Origin of the sequence: Candidatus Devosia phytovorans, assembly GCA_029202405.1 — a bacterium.
In the GTDB taxonomy this organism is placed as follows: Bacteria; Pseudomonadota; Alphaproteobacteria; order Rhizobiales; family Devosiaceae; genus Devosia; species Devosia phytovorans.
This window is the reverse complement of the sequence record CP119312.1, coordinates 681,910-696,023: the sequence shown is the minus strand read 5'-3', so window position 1 is coordinate 696,023 and position 14,114 is coordinate 681,910. Positions and strand designations below refer to the sequence as shown.

The 14,114-nt window shown below is 62.6% G+C and carries 9 protein-coding genes; 2 read left to right on the top strand and 7 right to left on the bottom strand.

The window, feature by feature from the left end; all coding sequences use genetic code 11:
• Positions 1-35: 35 nt before the first annotated feature.
• The 4 genes from glgB to P0Y65_03370 all read right to left on the bottom strand — a co-directional run bounded on the left by glgB (position 36) and on the right by P0Y65_03370 (position 8,259).
• Entirely contained in the window at positions 36-2,237 is a 2,202-nt protein-coding gene (gene glgB, locus P0Y65_03385; protein ID WEK05316.1) for a 1,4-alpha-glucan branching protein GlgB, read from the bottom strand.
• A 93-nt stretch (positions 2,238-2,330) separates the two neighbouring features.
• Complete coding sequence (locus P0Y65_03380; protein ID WEK05315.1) at positions 2,331-4,808, bottom strand: glycogen/starch/alpha-glucan phosphorylase; 2,478 nt, start codon at positions 4,806-4,808, stop codon at positions 2,331-2,333.
• 97 nt (positions 4,809-4,905) lie between these two features.
• Positions 4,906-6,771: a monovalent cation:proton antiporter-2 (CPA2) family protein gene (locus P0Y65_03375; GenBank protein ID WEK05314.1), complete on the bottom strand. Its 1,866-nt coding sequence runs from the start codon at positions 6,769-6,771 to the stop codon at positions 4,906-4,908.
• A gap of 228 nt (positions 6,772-6,999) precedes the next feature.
• Positions 7,000-8,259, bottom strand: coding sequence for an AI-2E family transporter (locus P0Y65_03370; GenBank protein WEK05313.1), 1,260 nt, complete (start codon positions 8,257-8,259; stop codon positions 7,000-7,002).
• Between the two features lie 186 nt (positions 8,260-8,445).
• On the opposite strand from P0Y65_03370, the gene P0Y65_03365 reads away from it, so the two are divergent.
• Positions 8,446-9,387, top strand: coding sequence for a nucleoside hydrolase (locus tag P0Y65_03365; GenBank protein WEK05312.1), 942 nt, complete (start codon positions 8,446-8,448; stop codon positions 9,385-9,387).
• A gap of 295 nt (positions 9,388-9,682) precedes the next feature.
• Here P0Y65_03365 and P0Y65_03360 read toward each other — a convergent pair whose 3' ends face one another.
• Positions 9,683-9,970 carry a GIY-YIG nuclease family protein gene (locus tag P0Y65_03360; GenBank protein ID WEK05311.1) on the bottom strand — a complete coding sequence of 96 codons (288 nt, stop codon included), beginning with the start codon at positions 9,968-9,970 and terminating at the stop codon, positions 9,683-9,685.
• Between the two features lie 611 nt (positions 9,971-10,581).
• Here P0Y65_03360 and P0Y65_03355 point away from each other — a divergent pair.
• Positions 10,582-11,193, top strand: a complete 612-nt coding sequence (locus P0Y65_03355; protein ID WEK05310.1) for a LysE family translocator — start codon at positions 10,582-10,584, stop codon at positions 11,191-11,193.
• 239 nt (positions 11,194-11,432) lie between these two features.
• Here the strand turns inward: P0Y65_03355 and P0Y65_03350 are convergent, their stop codons facing one another.
• Together P0Y65_03350 and P0Y65_03345 are read right to left on the bottom strand one after the other, a co-directional pair.
• Positions 11,433-12,947 (bottom strand): DUF5060 domain-containing protein, encoded by a 1,515-nt coding sequence (locus P0Y65_03350; GenBank protein ID WEK05309.1) that lies wholly within the window; start codon positions 12,945-12,947, stop codon positions 11,433-11,435.
• Positions 12,948-13,139: 192 nt separating this feature from the next.
• Positions 13,140-14,081, bottom strand: coding sequence for a D-ribose ABC transporter substrate-binding protein (locus tag P0Y65_03345; protein ID WEK05308.1), 942 nt, complete (start codon positions 14,079-14,081; stop codon positions 13,140-13,142).
• Positions 14,082-14,114: the final 33 nt, after the last annotated feature.

The following is a 14,114-nucleotide window of genomic DNA, read 5'->3' as shown; positions in this document are numbered from 1 at the left end:
AGCCCGTTCCCCGGGACTCATAAATCTTGCGCCATCTATTCCGGCTCGTATTTGAGATAGAGCGTCGACAGCGGCGGCAGATAGAGTTCCGCCTCCGCCGGCCAGTGCTGCCCCTCGACAGCATGGGCCGTCACCGCGCCCTGATTGCCCGTATTGGACCCGGCATACCAACCGGCATCCGTATTGATCCGTTCCACCCATTTGCCGGCCAGCGGCATGGGGATCCTGTACCCGCTGCGTGGCACTGGCGTGAAATTGGAAACGACCAGGATCGGATCGCTGCCCGGCGCCCTGCGCAGCCAGGCAAATACCGAATTGGCGTGATCATTGCCGATCACCCATTCGAACCCGTCCGGCTCGTTGTCGCGCTCATGCAGCGCCGGCAATTGCCGGTAGGCGAGGTTAAGGTCGGCCACCAGCCGCCGCATGCCCTCGTGCATGCCCGCCTCAAGCAGATACCAGTCGAGCGACTTGCTCTCGGCCCATTCCTCGCGCTGGGCGAATTCCTGGCCCATGAACAGCAGCTTCTTGCCCGGAAACCCCCACATGAAGGCATAGAACGCCCGCAGATTCGCAAACTGCTGCCAGTCGTCGCCCGGCATCTTTTCCAGCAGCGACTTCTTGCCATGCACCACTTCGTCATGGCTCAGCGGCAGCACGAAATTCTCGCTGAAGGCATAGACCGCGCCAAAGGTCATGTCGTTGTGGTGATACTTGCGATGCACGGCCTCGCGGCTCATGTAGCGCAGGGTATCGTTCATGAAGCCCATGTTCCACTTGAAGCCGAAGCCCAGCCCGCCGTTATTGGTCGGCGCGCTGACGCCGGGCCACGAGGTGGACTCCTCGGCGATCATGAACGTGCCGGGATGCAGCCGATAGGCTTCCGAATTCACCCGCTTGAGGAATTCCACCGCTTCGAGATTCTGGTTGCCGCCGAACTTGTTGGGCACCCACTCGCCGTGCTGGCGCGAATAGTCGAGGTAGAGCATCGATGCCACTGCATCGACGCGCAACCCGTCGAGATGGAACTTCTCCAGCCAGTAGAGCGCATTGTTGACGAGGAAGCTGACCACTTCCTTGCGCCCGAAATTGTAGATCGCCGTGTTCCAGTCAGGGTGATAGCCCTGCCGCGGATCGGCATGCTCATAGAGCGCCGTACCGTCGAAATTGGATAGTCCATGCGCGTCGGTCGGGAAATGCGCCGGCACCCAGTCAAGGATCACGCCCAGCCCGGCCTCATGCGCCGCATTGACGAAGCGCGCAAAGCCCGCCGGATCGCCAAAGCGTGCCGTCGGCGCATACATGCCCGTCGGCTGATAACCCCAGCTCGGATCGAACGGATGCTCGGTGATCGGCAGCAGCTCGATATGGGTATAGCCCATGTCCGCCGCATAGGGCACCAGCTGCTCGGCCAATTGGTCATAGCTCAAAAAGCCGCCATCCGGCCGCCGCCGCCAGCTGCCCAGGTGTACCTCGTAGATCGACATCGGCGTCCGGCGCCAGTCGCGCGCCGCCCGCTCTTCGATATACTGCTGGTCCGTCCAGACAAATTCGGTCGGGTCGGGCACCACCGAAGCCGTGCGCGGCCGCATCTCGGCCTGCCGCGCAAACGGATCTGCCTTGAGCGGCTGCACCACGCCATCGGACCCGACGATCTCATACTTGTAGATCGTGCCGGTCCCCAGCACCGGGATGAACACTTCCCAGATGCCGTTCTCGAAGCGGTTGCGCATCGGGTGGCGCCGGCCGTCCCACTCGTTCCAAGGCCCGACGACGCTCACGCGCTGCGCATTGGGCGCCCAGACCGCAAAATGCGTGCCGTGAATGCCCTCGAATTCCATTTCATGGCTGCCCAGTTTGTCGAACAGCCGCAGGTGATTGCCTTCGCCGATATAGTAATCGTCCATTGGCCCCAGCACAGGCCCGAAGCTATAGGGATCGAACACATCCCATTCGCCACCGGCATTCTTGGCGCGGTAGCGAATCGGCTGGCGCGTGCTGATCGCCACCTTGCCTTCAAAGAATCCGCCCGCATGGCGTGGAATCAGATGGCCCAGCTCGGTTCCATCCAGGCTATAGGCACTGACCAGTTCGGCATGGGGAATAAAGGCACGAAGCACCCACTGGCCGCCCACTTCGTGCAGTCCGAGAAAGGCAAAGGGGTTTGCATGCCGGCCGGCAACCACCGCTTCGACTTCCCGCGAGTCAGCTTGCCAGTTTTCCTTGCTCACACGCACATCCCCCCTGTGGCGGCCACACTATAGGACCGCCCGAACCAACTTGAAGGGGCGGCGCCGGTCTTGTCCGCCGCTATCCGCCCCCTGCTCATGCTATTTACTCGTTGCTTCGGCGCCCCAGATATCCTGGGCATATTGCCGTATTGTTCGATCCGACGAGAAGAAACCGACCCGCGCCGTATTGCGCACGGCCATGGCATTCCAGCGCTTCTTGTCGCGCCACAGCGTGTCGACCTCTGCCTGTGCTGTCACATAGGCATCGAAGTCGCGCGCCACCATGAACCAGTCGTGATCGTAAAGCCCCCCGATCAGATCGCGATAGCGATGCGGATCATCGGGCGAGAACACGCCCGAGGAAATCGACTCCAGCGCTTCCTTGAGCCGAGGCGAGCTGTCGATGGCGCCACGTGGCACCTCGCTCTTGGCGCGCTTGTCGTTCACCTCTTCGGTCGTGAGGCCGAAAATCACGATATTGTCGTCCCCCACTTCCTTGTGCATCTCGACATTGGCGCCGTCCATCGTCCCGATGGTGATGGCGCCATTCGCCATGAACTTCATATTGCCCGTGCCCGACGCCTCCATGCCGGCAGTTGAGATCTGCTCGGACAGGTCTGCGGCCGGCACGATGACTTCGGCCAGGCTCACATTGTAGTTCGGCAGGAACACAACCTTGAGCAGACCGCGCACCGCAGGGTCATTGTTGATGACCTTGGCGACGTCGTTGATCAATTTGATGATGAGTTTGGCGTTCCAATATCCCGGTGCCGCCTTGCCCGCGAATATCTTAACGCGCGGAACGTAGTCCCGTTCCGGATGCGCACGAATTTCGTCATACAGGGCAACAGCTTGAATGATATTCAGCAACTGCCGCTTGTATTCGTGGATGCGCTTGATCTGCACATCGAACAGCGCGTCGGCCGAAACCGTGATGCCCAGCCGATCCTTGATCAGCTTGGCCAGCTTGCGCTTGTTGTTCTGCTTCACCTCGGCGAACTGGCCCTGGAACGTCGGATCGTCCGCATGCGCGTCCAGCCCCTTGAGCAGGTCGATGTCGTCGAGAAATTCCGGCCCGATCCGCTCGCTGATCAGCTTGGTCAGCTCCGGATTGCACTGCATCAGCCAGCGCCGCGGCGTGATGCCATTGGTCTTGTTGTTGATGCGGTCGGGATAGAGCTTGTGCAGGTCCGCGAACACCGTCTGCTTCATCAGCTCGGTATGCAGCGCCGACACGCCATTGATCGAATGCGATCCGACAAAGGCCAACTGCCCCATGCGCACCCGGCGACCGGCATTCTCGTCGATCAGCGATACATTGGCGATCTGCGCGTCGGTGAACTTGGCCCGCGTCCGCGCTTCGGTCAGAACTTCGGCATTGATCTGGTAGATGATCTGCATGTGGCGCGGCAAAAGCCGCTCCATCAGTGACACCGGCCAGCTCTCCAGCGCCTCGGGCAACAGCGTATGGTTGGTATAGCCGAACGTGCCCCGCACCAGTTTCCAGGCTTCGGTCCAGGTAAGCCCATTATCATCGACAAGGATGCGCATCAGCTCGGCAATCGAAATCGCCGGATGCGTGTCGTTGAGCTGGATCGCCACCTTATCGGGCAGCGAACCAAGGTCCCCATATTGCTGCAGATGCCGCCGCACGATGTCCTGCAGCGAGGCCGAGGAGAAGAAGAACTCCTGCCGCAGGCGCAATTCCTGTCCCGCCGCCGTCGAATCGGCCGGGTAGAGCACGCGGGTGATGGCTTCCGCCCTGGCGCTCTCTTCCAGCGCGCCGATATGGTCACCCGAATTGAATTTGTCGAGCAGGATCGGATCGATCGGCTGCGCGCTCCAGAGGCGCAGCGTGTTCACCCGGCTGCCGCGCCAGCCCACGATCGGCGTATCATAGGCCACCGCCAGCAGGTGATCATTGGGCCGCCATTCCTGCCGCACCGTGCCATCGGGGTCGGTGACCGGCTCGACATGCCCGCCAAAGCCGATCTCATATGCGCTTTCGCGCCGCTCGAATTCCCATGGATTGCCATGCGCGAGCCATTCTTCCGGCAGTTCGACCTGCCAGCCCTCGCTCATTTCCTGGCGGAACAGGCCATGCACATAGCGGATGCCATAGCCATAGGCCGGTATCTGCACCGAGGACATGGACTCAAGGAAACACGCCGCCAGACGTCCCAGGCCACCATTACCCAGCGCCGCATCCGGCTCGAGGTTGATCAGGTCACCCAGGTCGACATTGAGATTCTTCAGCGCTTCGCGCACCGGCTCCATCAGCCCGACATTGCTCATCGCATCGCGCATCAGCCGCCCGATGAGGAATTCAAGGCTCAGGTAATAGACGCGCTTCTTGGAGGTCCGCCACGTCTCGCGTGAACTCTCCATCCAGCGGTCCATGACGCGGTCGCGCACGGCAAGAATGGTTGCGGCGAGCCAGTCGTGCTGGCGCGCAACAATGGGGTCCTTGCCGACCGAATAGATCAGCCTTTCCAGGATTTCGGCCTGGATGGCCTCAACGGTGGTGGCGCGTGGCTCCGGCGTAGGGGCGTCGTAAACGATCGGCTGTTGCGGCATGTCGCAATCCAGATTTCATGACGATGTATTCCCCTCTTGCAGAGCCAGTCTTGCACTTAATTTGAGCATGCGGAAGCCCCCTAAAGCAGACTGGCGATCACGCTGGCTGGGTCGGCCTTCCGCTCTTTTCTACTGCGTCTTCAGCAGCATCCTCGGAAACGTTGACGCCGCTCTCACGCGCCTGCTCCTGCGCATTACTGATCAGGAGGGTATTGAGATTGCGCCAGTCCTCGCCGGCCAATTGCCGCTCGAAACGCTGCCGGTCCCGATCCCTGACGCCCTCGACCACCTCCTGGGTTTCCTCTTCCGAGGCCCCCAGCAATTCGATTGCCCGTCCACCAAACACCAGCGCCGATTCGAACACTTCGCGCACTTGCACCTCGACCCCCGCCCGGATCAGCTCGATGCCATGCGGACGATCAAAGGCCCGCGCCATCACCCGCGTCAGCGGGAACTCGTCGCGCAGCAGTTCGGCAATCCGCGTCGTCTGCAGCTTGTCATCGGTGCAGAGCAGGATCAGGTCGGCATTGCTCGCGCCTGCAGCATGCAGGATATCGAGCCGCGTCCCGTCGCCATAATAGACCTTGAAGCCGATCTGCGCCGCTGCCCGGATCATGTCCGTGTCATTGTCGATGATCGTCACCGAATGCCGCATCGCCAGCAGCGGCTGGCTGGCGATCTGCCCGAAGCGGCCAAAGCCGATGATCAGGATCCGCCCTGACAACCCATCGGCCACCTCCACCCCGTCCATCGACTGCTCGGCTTTCTTGGGCATGACATAGCGCAGCCCGATGATGAAGAATGGCGTCAGCACCATGGAAACGATTACCGTGGCGGTAAAGATCGCATTGGTCGGCCCGTCGATGATCCCGGCCGCCACCGCCGTCGTATAGAGCACGAAGGCAAACTCACCGCCCTGCCCCATCAGCACCGCCCGCTCCAGCGCCACCGCATGCGATGACTTGAGCACCCGCGCAATGATGTAGATCGCCGTCGCCTTGACCAGCATATAGGCCACGACGCTCATCGCGATGATCCGCCAGTTCTGCCCGACAATCCCCAGGTCCAGCGACATCCCGACGGCGAGGAAAAACAGCCCCAGCAGGATCCCGCGGAACGGCTCGACATCCGCCTCCAGCTGATGCCGGAAGGTCGAGGTCGACAGCAGCACACCGGCGAGAAACGCCCCCATCGCCATGGAAAGCCCGCTCGCCTGGAACAGCAGCGCCGCCCCAAGCACCACCAGCAACGCCGCCGCCGTCATCACCTCGCGCAGCTTGCTCGATGCCAGCAGCGCAAACAGCGGGTTCATGATCCGTCGGCCGACAAAGATCAGCAGCAGCACCGCCCCGATCGGGATCAGCACCCCCACGAGGCGCGCAACCATGCTCACATCCTCGCCCCCGCTAGACGGCGCCAGGAACGCCACAATCGCCAGCAGCGGCACGATGGCCAGGTCTTCCAGCAGCAGGATCGAAACCATCCGCTGCCCGCTGTCACTCGACAGCTCCCCCCGCTCGCCCAGGATCTGCATGACAATGGCCGTCGAGGTCAAAACGAAGCCCATGCCAAAAATGAAGGCCACCACCGGCGCAAAGCCGAGCAGCACGCCGACGCCCGTCAGCAGCGCCCCGCAGGTCCCGACCTGGATGATGCCCAGCCCGAAAATCTGCTTGCGCAGCGCCCACAGCTTGCTCGGCTCCATTTCGAGCCCGATGATGAAGAGGAACATCACCACGCCCAGCTCGGCGATGGTGAGGATGGATTCCGGGTCGCTGATCAGCGCAATGCCCGATGGCCCCAGCAGCAGCCCTGCCGCCAGATACCCCAGCACCGATCCGAGGCCCAGCCGCTTGAACAGCGGCACGCCGATGACGGCCGCTCCCAGCAGCGCCACGATCGGCACCAGATCCACCCCATGCGCAGCCGCCTCGGCCGCATGCCCAACAACGTCACCCGCCACGTAAAACCCCGCACCAAAATCAGGCAGGGACTCTTTCGCTCCGCCGCTTGCCCGTCAAGCCGTCCATTGGCATGGCAGGCGCGATGCACGGAGTGGTCGAGATTCAGCTCAGGCTGAGTCGAAAATGGTGAGGACGGAGAACCGGAGCGGAGCGTACGTTTGGGTACGTGAGCACCGGAAGCGGACGGCCTTGCCATTTGCAGGCTAGCCTCAGCTGAATATCGGCCGCTACGCTACCGGCTCGACACCAGACGGCGCCGTCCCCTCGGGCGGTTGCAGCCGCTCCTCTTTCCGCTTCTCGTTCGGCTCCTTCTGCAGCTCCGCCTGCTCGCGGATCGCCCGTGCCGTATTGGCCAAAAGCTCCTCGCGATCCGTCATCCGCGCCGTGCGCCGCACCGGCCGGCTCGGCACCATCGGCTTGCTCGGCAGCGCATGCGCCATGATCGAGGTCGCGATGAGCAGCGTCGGCACCGCCACCAGCCCCCCCACCGGCCCCCAGGCCCACAGCCAGAAGGTGATCGAGAGGAAAATGATGAACGGGTTGAGCGTCATCGTCCGCCCGATGAAATGCGGCGTAACGATCTGCCCCTCGATGAAATTGATCCCGACGTAACACGCCACCGGCAAGAGGATATTCTCCAGCCCCGTCTGCGTCCCCAGCCCCACCGCGAGCAGGATCACCACCATCATCGCCTGCCCCACATAGGGGATATAGTTCAGCACCGCCGCCAGCGCGCCCCAGAGGATTGGCGAGGGCATGCCGATCACCCACATGGCCAGCGACACCGCGCAGCCCACGCAGGCATTGATGAAGGTGATCGACAGCAAAAAGCGCGACACCTTGGCTTCCACGTCGCGGAACACATGCGCCGTCCGCCAGCGCATCTTGCGGCTCACGCACAGCGACAGCACCGAAATCCGGATATGGTCGCGCGTCGCGAGGAAAAAGTAGAGACTGGCGAGGAAGATCAGCACCTGCGCCATGATCGCCGGCGCCAGCATGGCCACCCCGATCACCTGCCCGCCGTCTTCCACCGTCACCGCCATGGCGCTGTCGCTGCCCAGCAGCGAGGTGATCTGCGCCTGGAAGGATGATACCGCCTCGAGCGGTCCCTGCAGATCCGCCAGCTGCGTCTGCAGCTTGTTCCAGATCATCGGCGCCCGCGCCACCCATTCGCTAAGCGGCACCGCAAACAGCGTAAGCCCCGCCGCAATGATGCCGATCAGCATGAGGACGACGACACCCGCCGATAGCGCCGGCGGCACGCCAAAGCGCTCCACCCGGTCCGCCACCGGCCCGAACATCAGCCCGATGACAATGGCCAGGGTCACCGGCGCGAGAAACACCTGGCCCTCCTTGAGGGCGAAAAGCAGGGCAAAAAAACCGACAAAAACCAGCGCGATGCGGGCAGCATTGCCCAGCACGCGCTCGAACTGGCTTTCGCTCATGTCTTCCTGCGCCGCCAGCTTGCTAACAGAGCGTGCCATGTCTTTTCCGTCTCTGATAACCCACCGCGCTGCCGTAACGCCGCCCCCTTCCAAACGTTCCGTTAACCCCTCATGGTGAGGTGCTTCGCGAAGCGAAGCCTCGAACCACGAGAGCGCGCCGCAACAGCTTCTTTTTGCCGGCAAAGCACATTACCTTCCCGCGGTTTCTCCCCTCAAGGCCCTCCCATGTCTCGCAAAATCATCATCGACACCGACCCCGGCCAGGACGACGCGGTCGCCATTCTGCTGGCCCTCGCCTCGCCCGAAGAGCTCGACGTGCTGGGCGTTGTCGCAGTGGCCGGCAACATCGGCCTGCACCACAATGCCAACAATGCCCGCAAAGTCGTCGAGCTGTCCGGCCGGCGCGATATTCCCGTCCATGCCGGCTGCGCTCGCCCCATCCGCCGCCCGCTCGTTACCGCCGAACATGTCCATGGCGATACCGGCATGAACGGCCCCGACCTGCCCGATCCAACCATTCCCCTCGAGGCTCAGCACGGCGTCGACTACATCATCGACACGCTGATGGCCCACGAGCCGGGCACCGTCACCCTCTGCACCCTCGGCCCGCTGACCAATATCGCCATGGCCCTGATCAAGCAGCCCGCCATTGCCGAGCGCATCGCCGAAATCGTCATGATGGGCGGCGCCTATTTCGAGGTCGGCAACATCACGCCCGCCGCCGAATTCAACATCTATGTCGATCCCGAAGCCGCCGACGTGGTCCTGCGCTCCGGCGCCCCCATCACCATGCTGCCGCTCGACGTCACCCACCAGGTCCAGTCCACCCCAGAGCGCCTTGCCGCCATCAAAGCCCTCGGCAACCAGTCCGGCGCCGCCGTCCACGCCATGCTGACCTTCTCGGAAAGCTTCGACCTCCAAAAATACGGCTGGGCCGGCGCCCCCCTGCACGACCCCACCGTCATCGCGTACCTGCTGCAGCCCGATCTCTTCACCGGCCGCCACTGCAACGTCACCGTCGAAGTCGACAGCGAACTGACCATGGGCATGACCGTCACCGACTACTGGCACGTCACCGGCCGCGTCCGAAACGTCAACTACCTCCGCACCGCCAACGCCGAAGGCTTCTACCAGCTGCTGACGGAGAGACTGGCCCGGCTGCCGTAACGCCCACCCACGAAGCCCATCCTCCCCCGTTTACGGGGGAGGGGAACCACGCTTCGCGTGGTGGAGGGGGGAGCCACTTGCGCGACCACACATCCAGCCAAACTCCCACCCCAACAGTAGCCCGCATGGTGAGGCGCTTTGAGCAGCAAAGCCTCGAACCGTAGTGAGCCTGTCGAACTGGCGCGCGGCACCAAGGCCCCTCATCCACGGAGCGCAACCACTCATCTCACAGTAGCCCTCATGGTGAGGTGCGAGCCCTTCGCGAGCCTCGAACCACGGGGGCGTGGCACAGTGCCTATCTCTTTGGCCGACTTGCCAGATCCGGCAGCGCTTCATAATCTCCCCGGATCAGCGCCTCCTTCTTGCGGCGCGACCATTTCTTGATCTGCCGCTCGCGCTCGATCGCATCGATGATGCGCTCGTAGTGCTCCATGAAGACCATCTCGACCGGCGTCCGCGTCGAGGTATAGCCCGGATAGATCTTGTTGTTGTGCTCCCAGAGCCTCGCCTCGGGATCCTGCTTCGTCAGCCCGACGTAGTAGGAACCATCCGCACAGCGCAGCATATAGACGAAGACGTCCATGCCCACCCTCCCTCGTGGTTCGAGGCTCGCCTACGGCTCGCACCTCACCATGAGGGTGCTGGTGGATGATGAAGTGTCGACTGTCGAGGCAGAGCTTGACAAGAGAAATTTATCCTTTATTGTCAATGCCTTATCCGACATCTCAAAAATACTTTTCCCCGCCCTCCCACCATCCCGCATAATCCTCCCGTTCCCGCCAGCACACGCGATGCCGACGAAGCATCGGGCGGGGATGACCGGAAGCCGGGGTCGCCCGGCACCGGCAGCTGACCGCCGGCGCTTTGGCAACGCCGCGCCATGCAGCTACCGGAAAGGCCGGCTCGTGCGAAGCGGCTCTCGCCTCTTCACTTTATTGCTTTTTTCAGGGGCGAAAGCCGCAACGCAGCGTGTCACCGCGACGCCAGAGGGCCGAACGGCGCTCTGTCACGCCCAAAGGGATCACCTGCACTTCGGATTGACGACCCGACGTCAGGTGGCCCCCGAGGCCGCCGCGAAGCGCATCAAAGCAGCATCTCTCCGCGGCGTCCTCTCCGTTCACGGGGGAGCAAGCCGCACCTTGCCGCACGCAGGCCCGAAGCTTAGTGTCCGCCACCCATTCTGGAGCCGGCATCATGGACCTCTTCACCCTCCTCACCTTCACCATTGCCTATGCCATCGCCGTGCTCGTGCCCGGCCCCGGCGTTGCCGCCGTGGTGGCACGCGCCCTTGGCGGCGGCTTCAAGGGCGCCTTCCCCATGGTGCTGGGCATTCTGGCGGGTGACCTGGTCTATTTCGTCTTCGCCGTCTTCGGCCTTGCCGCCATCGCCACTTGGTTCGGCCCGGTCTTCGTCTTCATCCGCTGGGCCGGCGCGGCCTATCTGCTCTATATCGCCTGGAAATTCTGGACCGCCCGCCCGGGCTCCGAACAGATGAAGCCGAAAAACGAGGACCCTTGGAAGACCTTCCTCGCCGGCTTCTCGCTGACCATGGGCAATCCGAAAACCATCGTCTTCTACCTGGCCATCCTGCCCACGGTCATCCCGCTCGACCAGATGAACCCCCTCGCCTTCGCCGAGCTGACCTTCATCGTCGTCGTGGTCCTGCTGATCGTCGCCTCCGGCTATGCCTGGCTCGCCTCGGCCGCCCGCGAAATGTTCAAGAGCGAGCGCGCCCTCACCCGCCTCAACAAGACCGCCGGCGTCATGATGGCCACCGCCGCCGGCCTCGTCATCTGGCAGCATTGAACTTATCGTCCTGCAGGTAAGCCCCCACACCCTCGATGTCACCCCGGCCTTGAGCCGGGGCCTATCTCGAGATCTTCGAACCGGCCCGCAGGGTAAAATCGCTCCAGTGGAGCGATTTTAGGTAACTTCGCGGGTGTTCCGCGCAGCGGATGAAAGGCTCCAGTGGAGCCTTTCAAGCCAAGAAGGCCATGAGGCCTATGGCCGAATGGCCCAGACGGCCCGCACACGCGATATAATCCCTATCGCTTGGGCCGCCACCGGATCGCCAACCCCGGCTTGACCGGCAACTTCACCGCAAACGCCGCCGACGGCGCCTTGGCAATCACCACCGCCCCATGCCGCACCGGATGGTTCTCCGGTGCCGGCACGATCTCCGCCGGCGTCACCGTCATGTTCCAGGTGTCGATCACCTCCACCTCATAGTCCCCGTCCACTTGGGGCAAGCCATAGGGCCAGATCTCCGGCTGGTGCTCGCCGAGATATATGATCGTCGTATCGCCATCCACCGCCGCCGACACGCGCGATGAAAACCGCACCGATCCATCCACCGGCTCGAACCCCGTAGTCGCGCTCTCTTCCAGGATATCGCGCAGAAAGCCGATCCGCTTCCACGCCTCGCCATGCAGCTGGCCGCCCTTGGCCCACCAGATCAGGTCTTCGGGGTGCCGATAGGTCTCGCCATGCCCGGCATAGGCGCCGCGCAGCGCCATGGTCCAGAAGCGGTGCACCAGTTCCTGTGCGGTGATATTGCCCCAGGCCTCGACGATATTGCCCTCATATTCGGGCTCGTCATTGACCACCGGCTTGCCATAGGCCAGCCGCCATTCTGGCGTGCGCTTCACGTCCCAATGCTGGGTGCACACATGGCTGACCCATGGCAGGCGATGGTCATAATTGGCCTTGGGGTCGCCATTGTGGATCGACGTCAGGTGCCGGTAGGGGTCGTTCTCCTCGATGATGTGGAAGAATCGGTCCCAGCGCGCCATCGGCTTGGTGTCGAGCATGAAGTCATATTCATTGGCCAGCGCCCACCACACATTGGCATGCGCACCCAGCCGCGCCACCAGATATTGCACATAGCGATAATCCTGCGCCTCGCTCATCCCCGAATAATTCCAGCGGTCATAGGGATGGAACAGGATCACATCAGCCTGGATGCCCAGCCTGCCCAGCGCCGACACCTGGCTCTCGAAATGCCGGAAAGCCTCGGGGTTCGGCCGGTCGAAATCCAGTTCGCCATCAGCCCCGCGCTGATAGACATCATGCAGCGGATCGTTGACATTATAGGGATAGTCCTTGGGAAAGACGCCCATGCGAACCTTGTTGAACCGCGTCTGGCTCAGCGTTTCCAGCGTCTGCGCCTGCATCGCCAGCGGCTGATGCGTCCAGGCATAGCAGGTCGTGCCGAATGGCAGGAACCGCGTTCCATCGGCATGGGCAAAATGAAACCGGTCCGATACCCGCACCGGCCCATGATTGCGCTGCCTGGCCGCCGTCACGCTCAACCCGCCAACCTGCCCATCGAGCTCCACCGCGTTCGAAGCGGTAACAAAGCTCCACTCCCCTTCATTGTCGGGCATGAAGCGGACCTTGTAGACCCCGTCCCCATCATAGAACCCGGGCACCCTTACCCGCCGTTCCTTCTGCTGAAACACCGCCTCCAGCGTCACCTCGACAAACGGATTGCCCCCACGCGGCCCCGAAAAACTGGCCTCGAACATGTCCCATTTGGCAATCATGGCGGTCATCGGCATTCCTCAAAAGTAAGAGTACCCCCACCTAGCCTCCCCCTGAAAAGGGGGAGGAACCCGTCCGGTATTGTTGGCGAGATTGCGCCGCAAACGCGATCAGTCCCTCCCCCTTTTCAGGGGGAGGTTAGGTGGGGGTACCCTGATAAAAAACTCAGGCCGGGCTCTCGCCCGGCCTTCAATATTCGTGGTCAACAATCATTCAGCCAGCGCAAAGGTCTCCAGCTGGCCGGCATTGGTCTCGTCGATCAGCACGCAGTCCATGGAAATCTTCTCGTCCAGCCCCGTGGAACCGTCCTTGAGATACTTGTCGGCCAGCTCCACCGCCCACTGGGCCTGGCGATAGGCCGGCTGCAGCACGGTGGCCGTGATCTTGCCCGAGGTGATGGCGTCACGCACATCGTTGGACCCGTCGAAGCCGACGACGATCACGTCGCTGCGGCCTGCCGCTTCCAGCGCTGCCAGGGCACCCATGGCCATGGTGTCATTGCCGGCAATCACGCCCTTGACGTCCGGGTTGGCCTGCAGGATCGACTCCATCTTGGTGAAGGCTTCGGTCTGGCTCCAGTTGGCCGACTGCTGCGCCACCATCACGAGGTCCGGATACTGGTCGATCACATCGTGGTAGCCCGACGAGCGGATACCGGCATTGGTGTCGGATTCCTTGCCCGTCAGCTCGACATAATTGCCCGCCTCGCCCATGGCTTCGACGAACTTCTCGGCACCCAGCGTTGCACCCTGATAGTTGTTCGACACGATCTGCGCCACGGCAACGCCGGTAGCATTGATTTCGCGGTCGATCAGGAAGCTCGGGATGCCTGCGTCCTTGGCCTTCTGTACGGCCGCGACCGAAGCATCGGCACCGGCATTGTCGAGGATGATCGCCTTGGCGCCGGCCGCAATGGCAGAGTCGATCAGCTCGTTCTGCTTGTTGGCATCGTCGTCATGCGAATAGACCTGGGTCGTATAGCCCAGCTCTTCGGCCTTGGCCTGGGCGCCTTCCGCCTCGGCCTTGAAGAAGGGATTGTCATGGCTCGGGGTGATGATCACCACGAGGCCTTCCGCCTGCGCCGGCATGGCCAGCGCGACGCCAGCCATTGCACCCAACGCCAATGCGGCGAGTGTCTGCACTATTCTCATTTTCGTCCTCCATTTGACCCCGCTCCTCAGGGT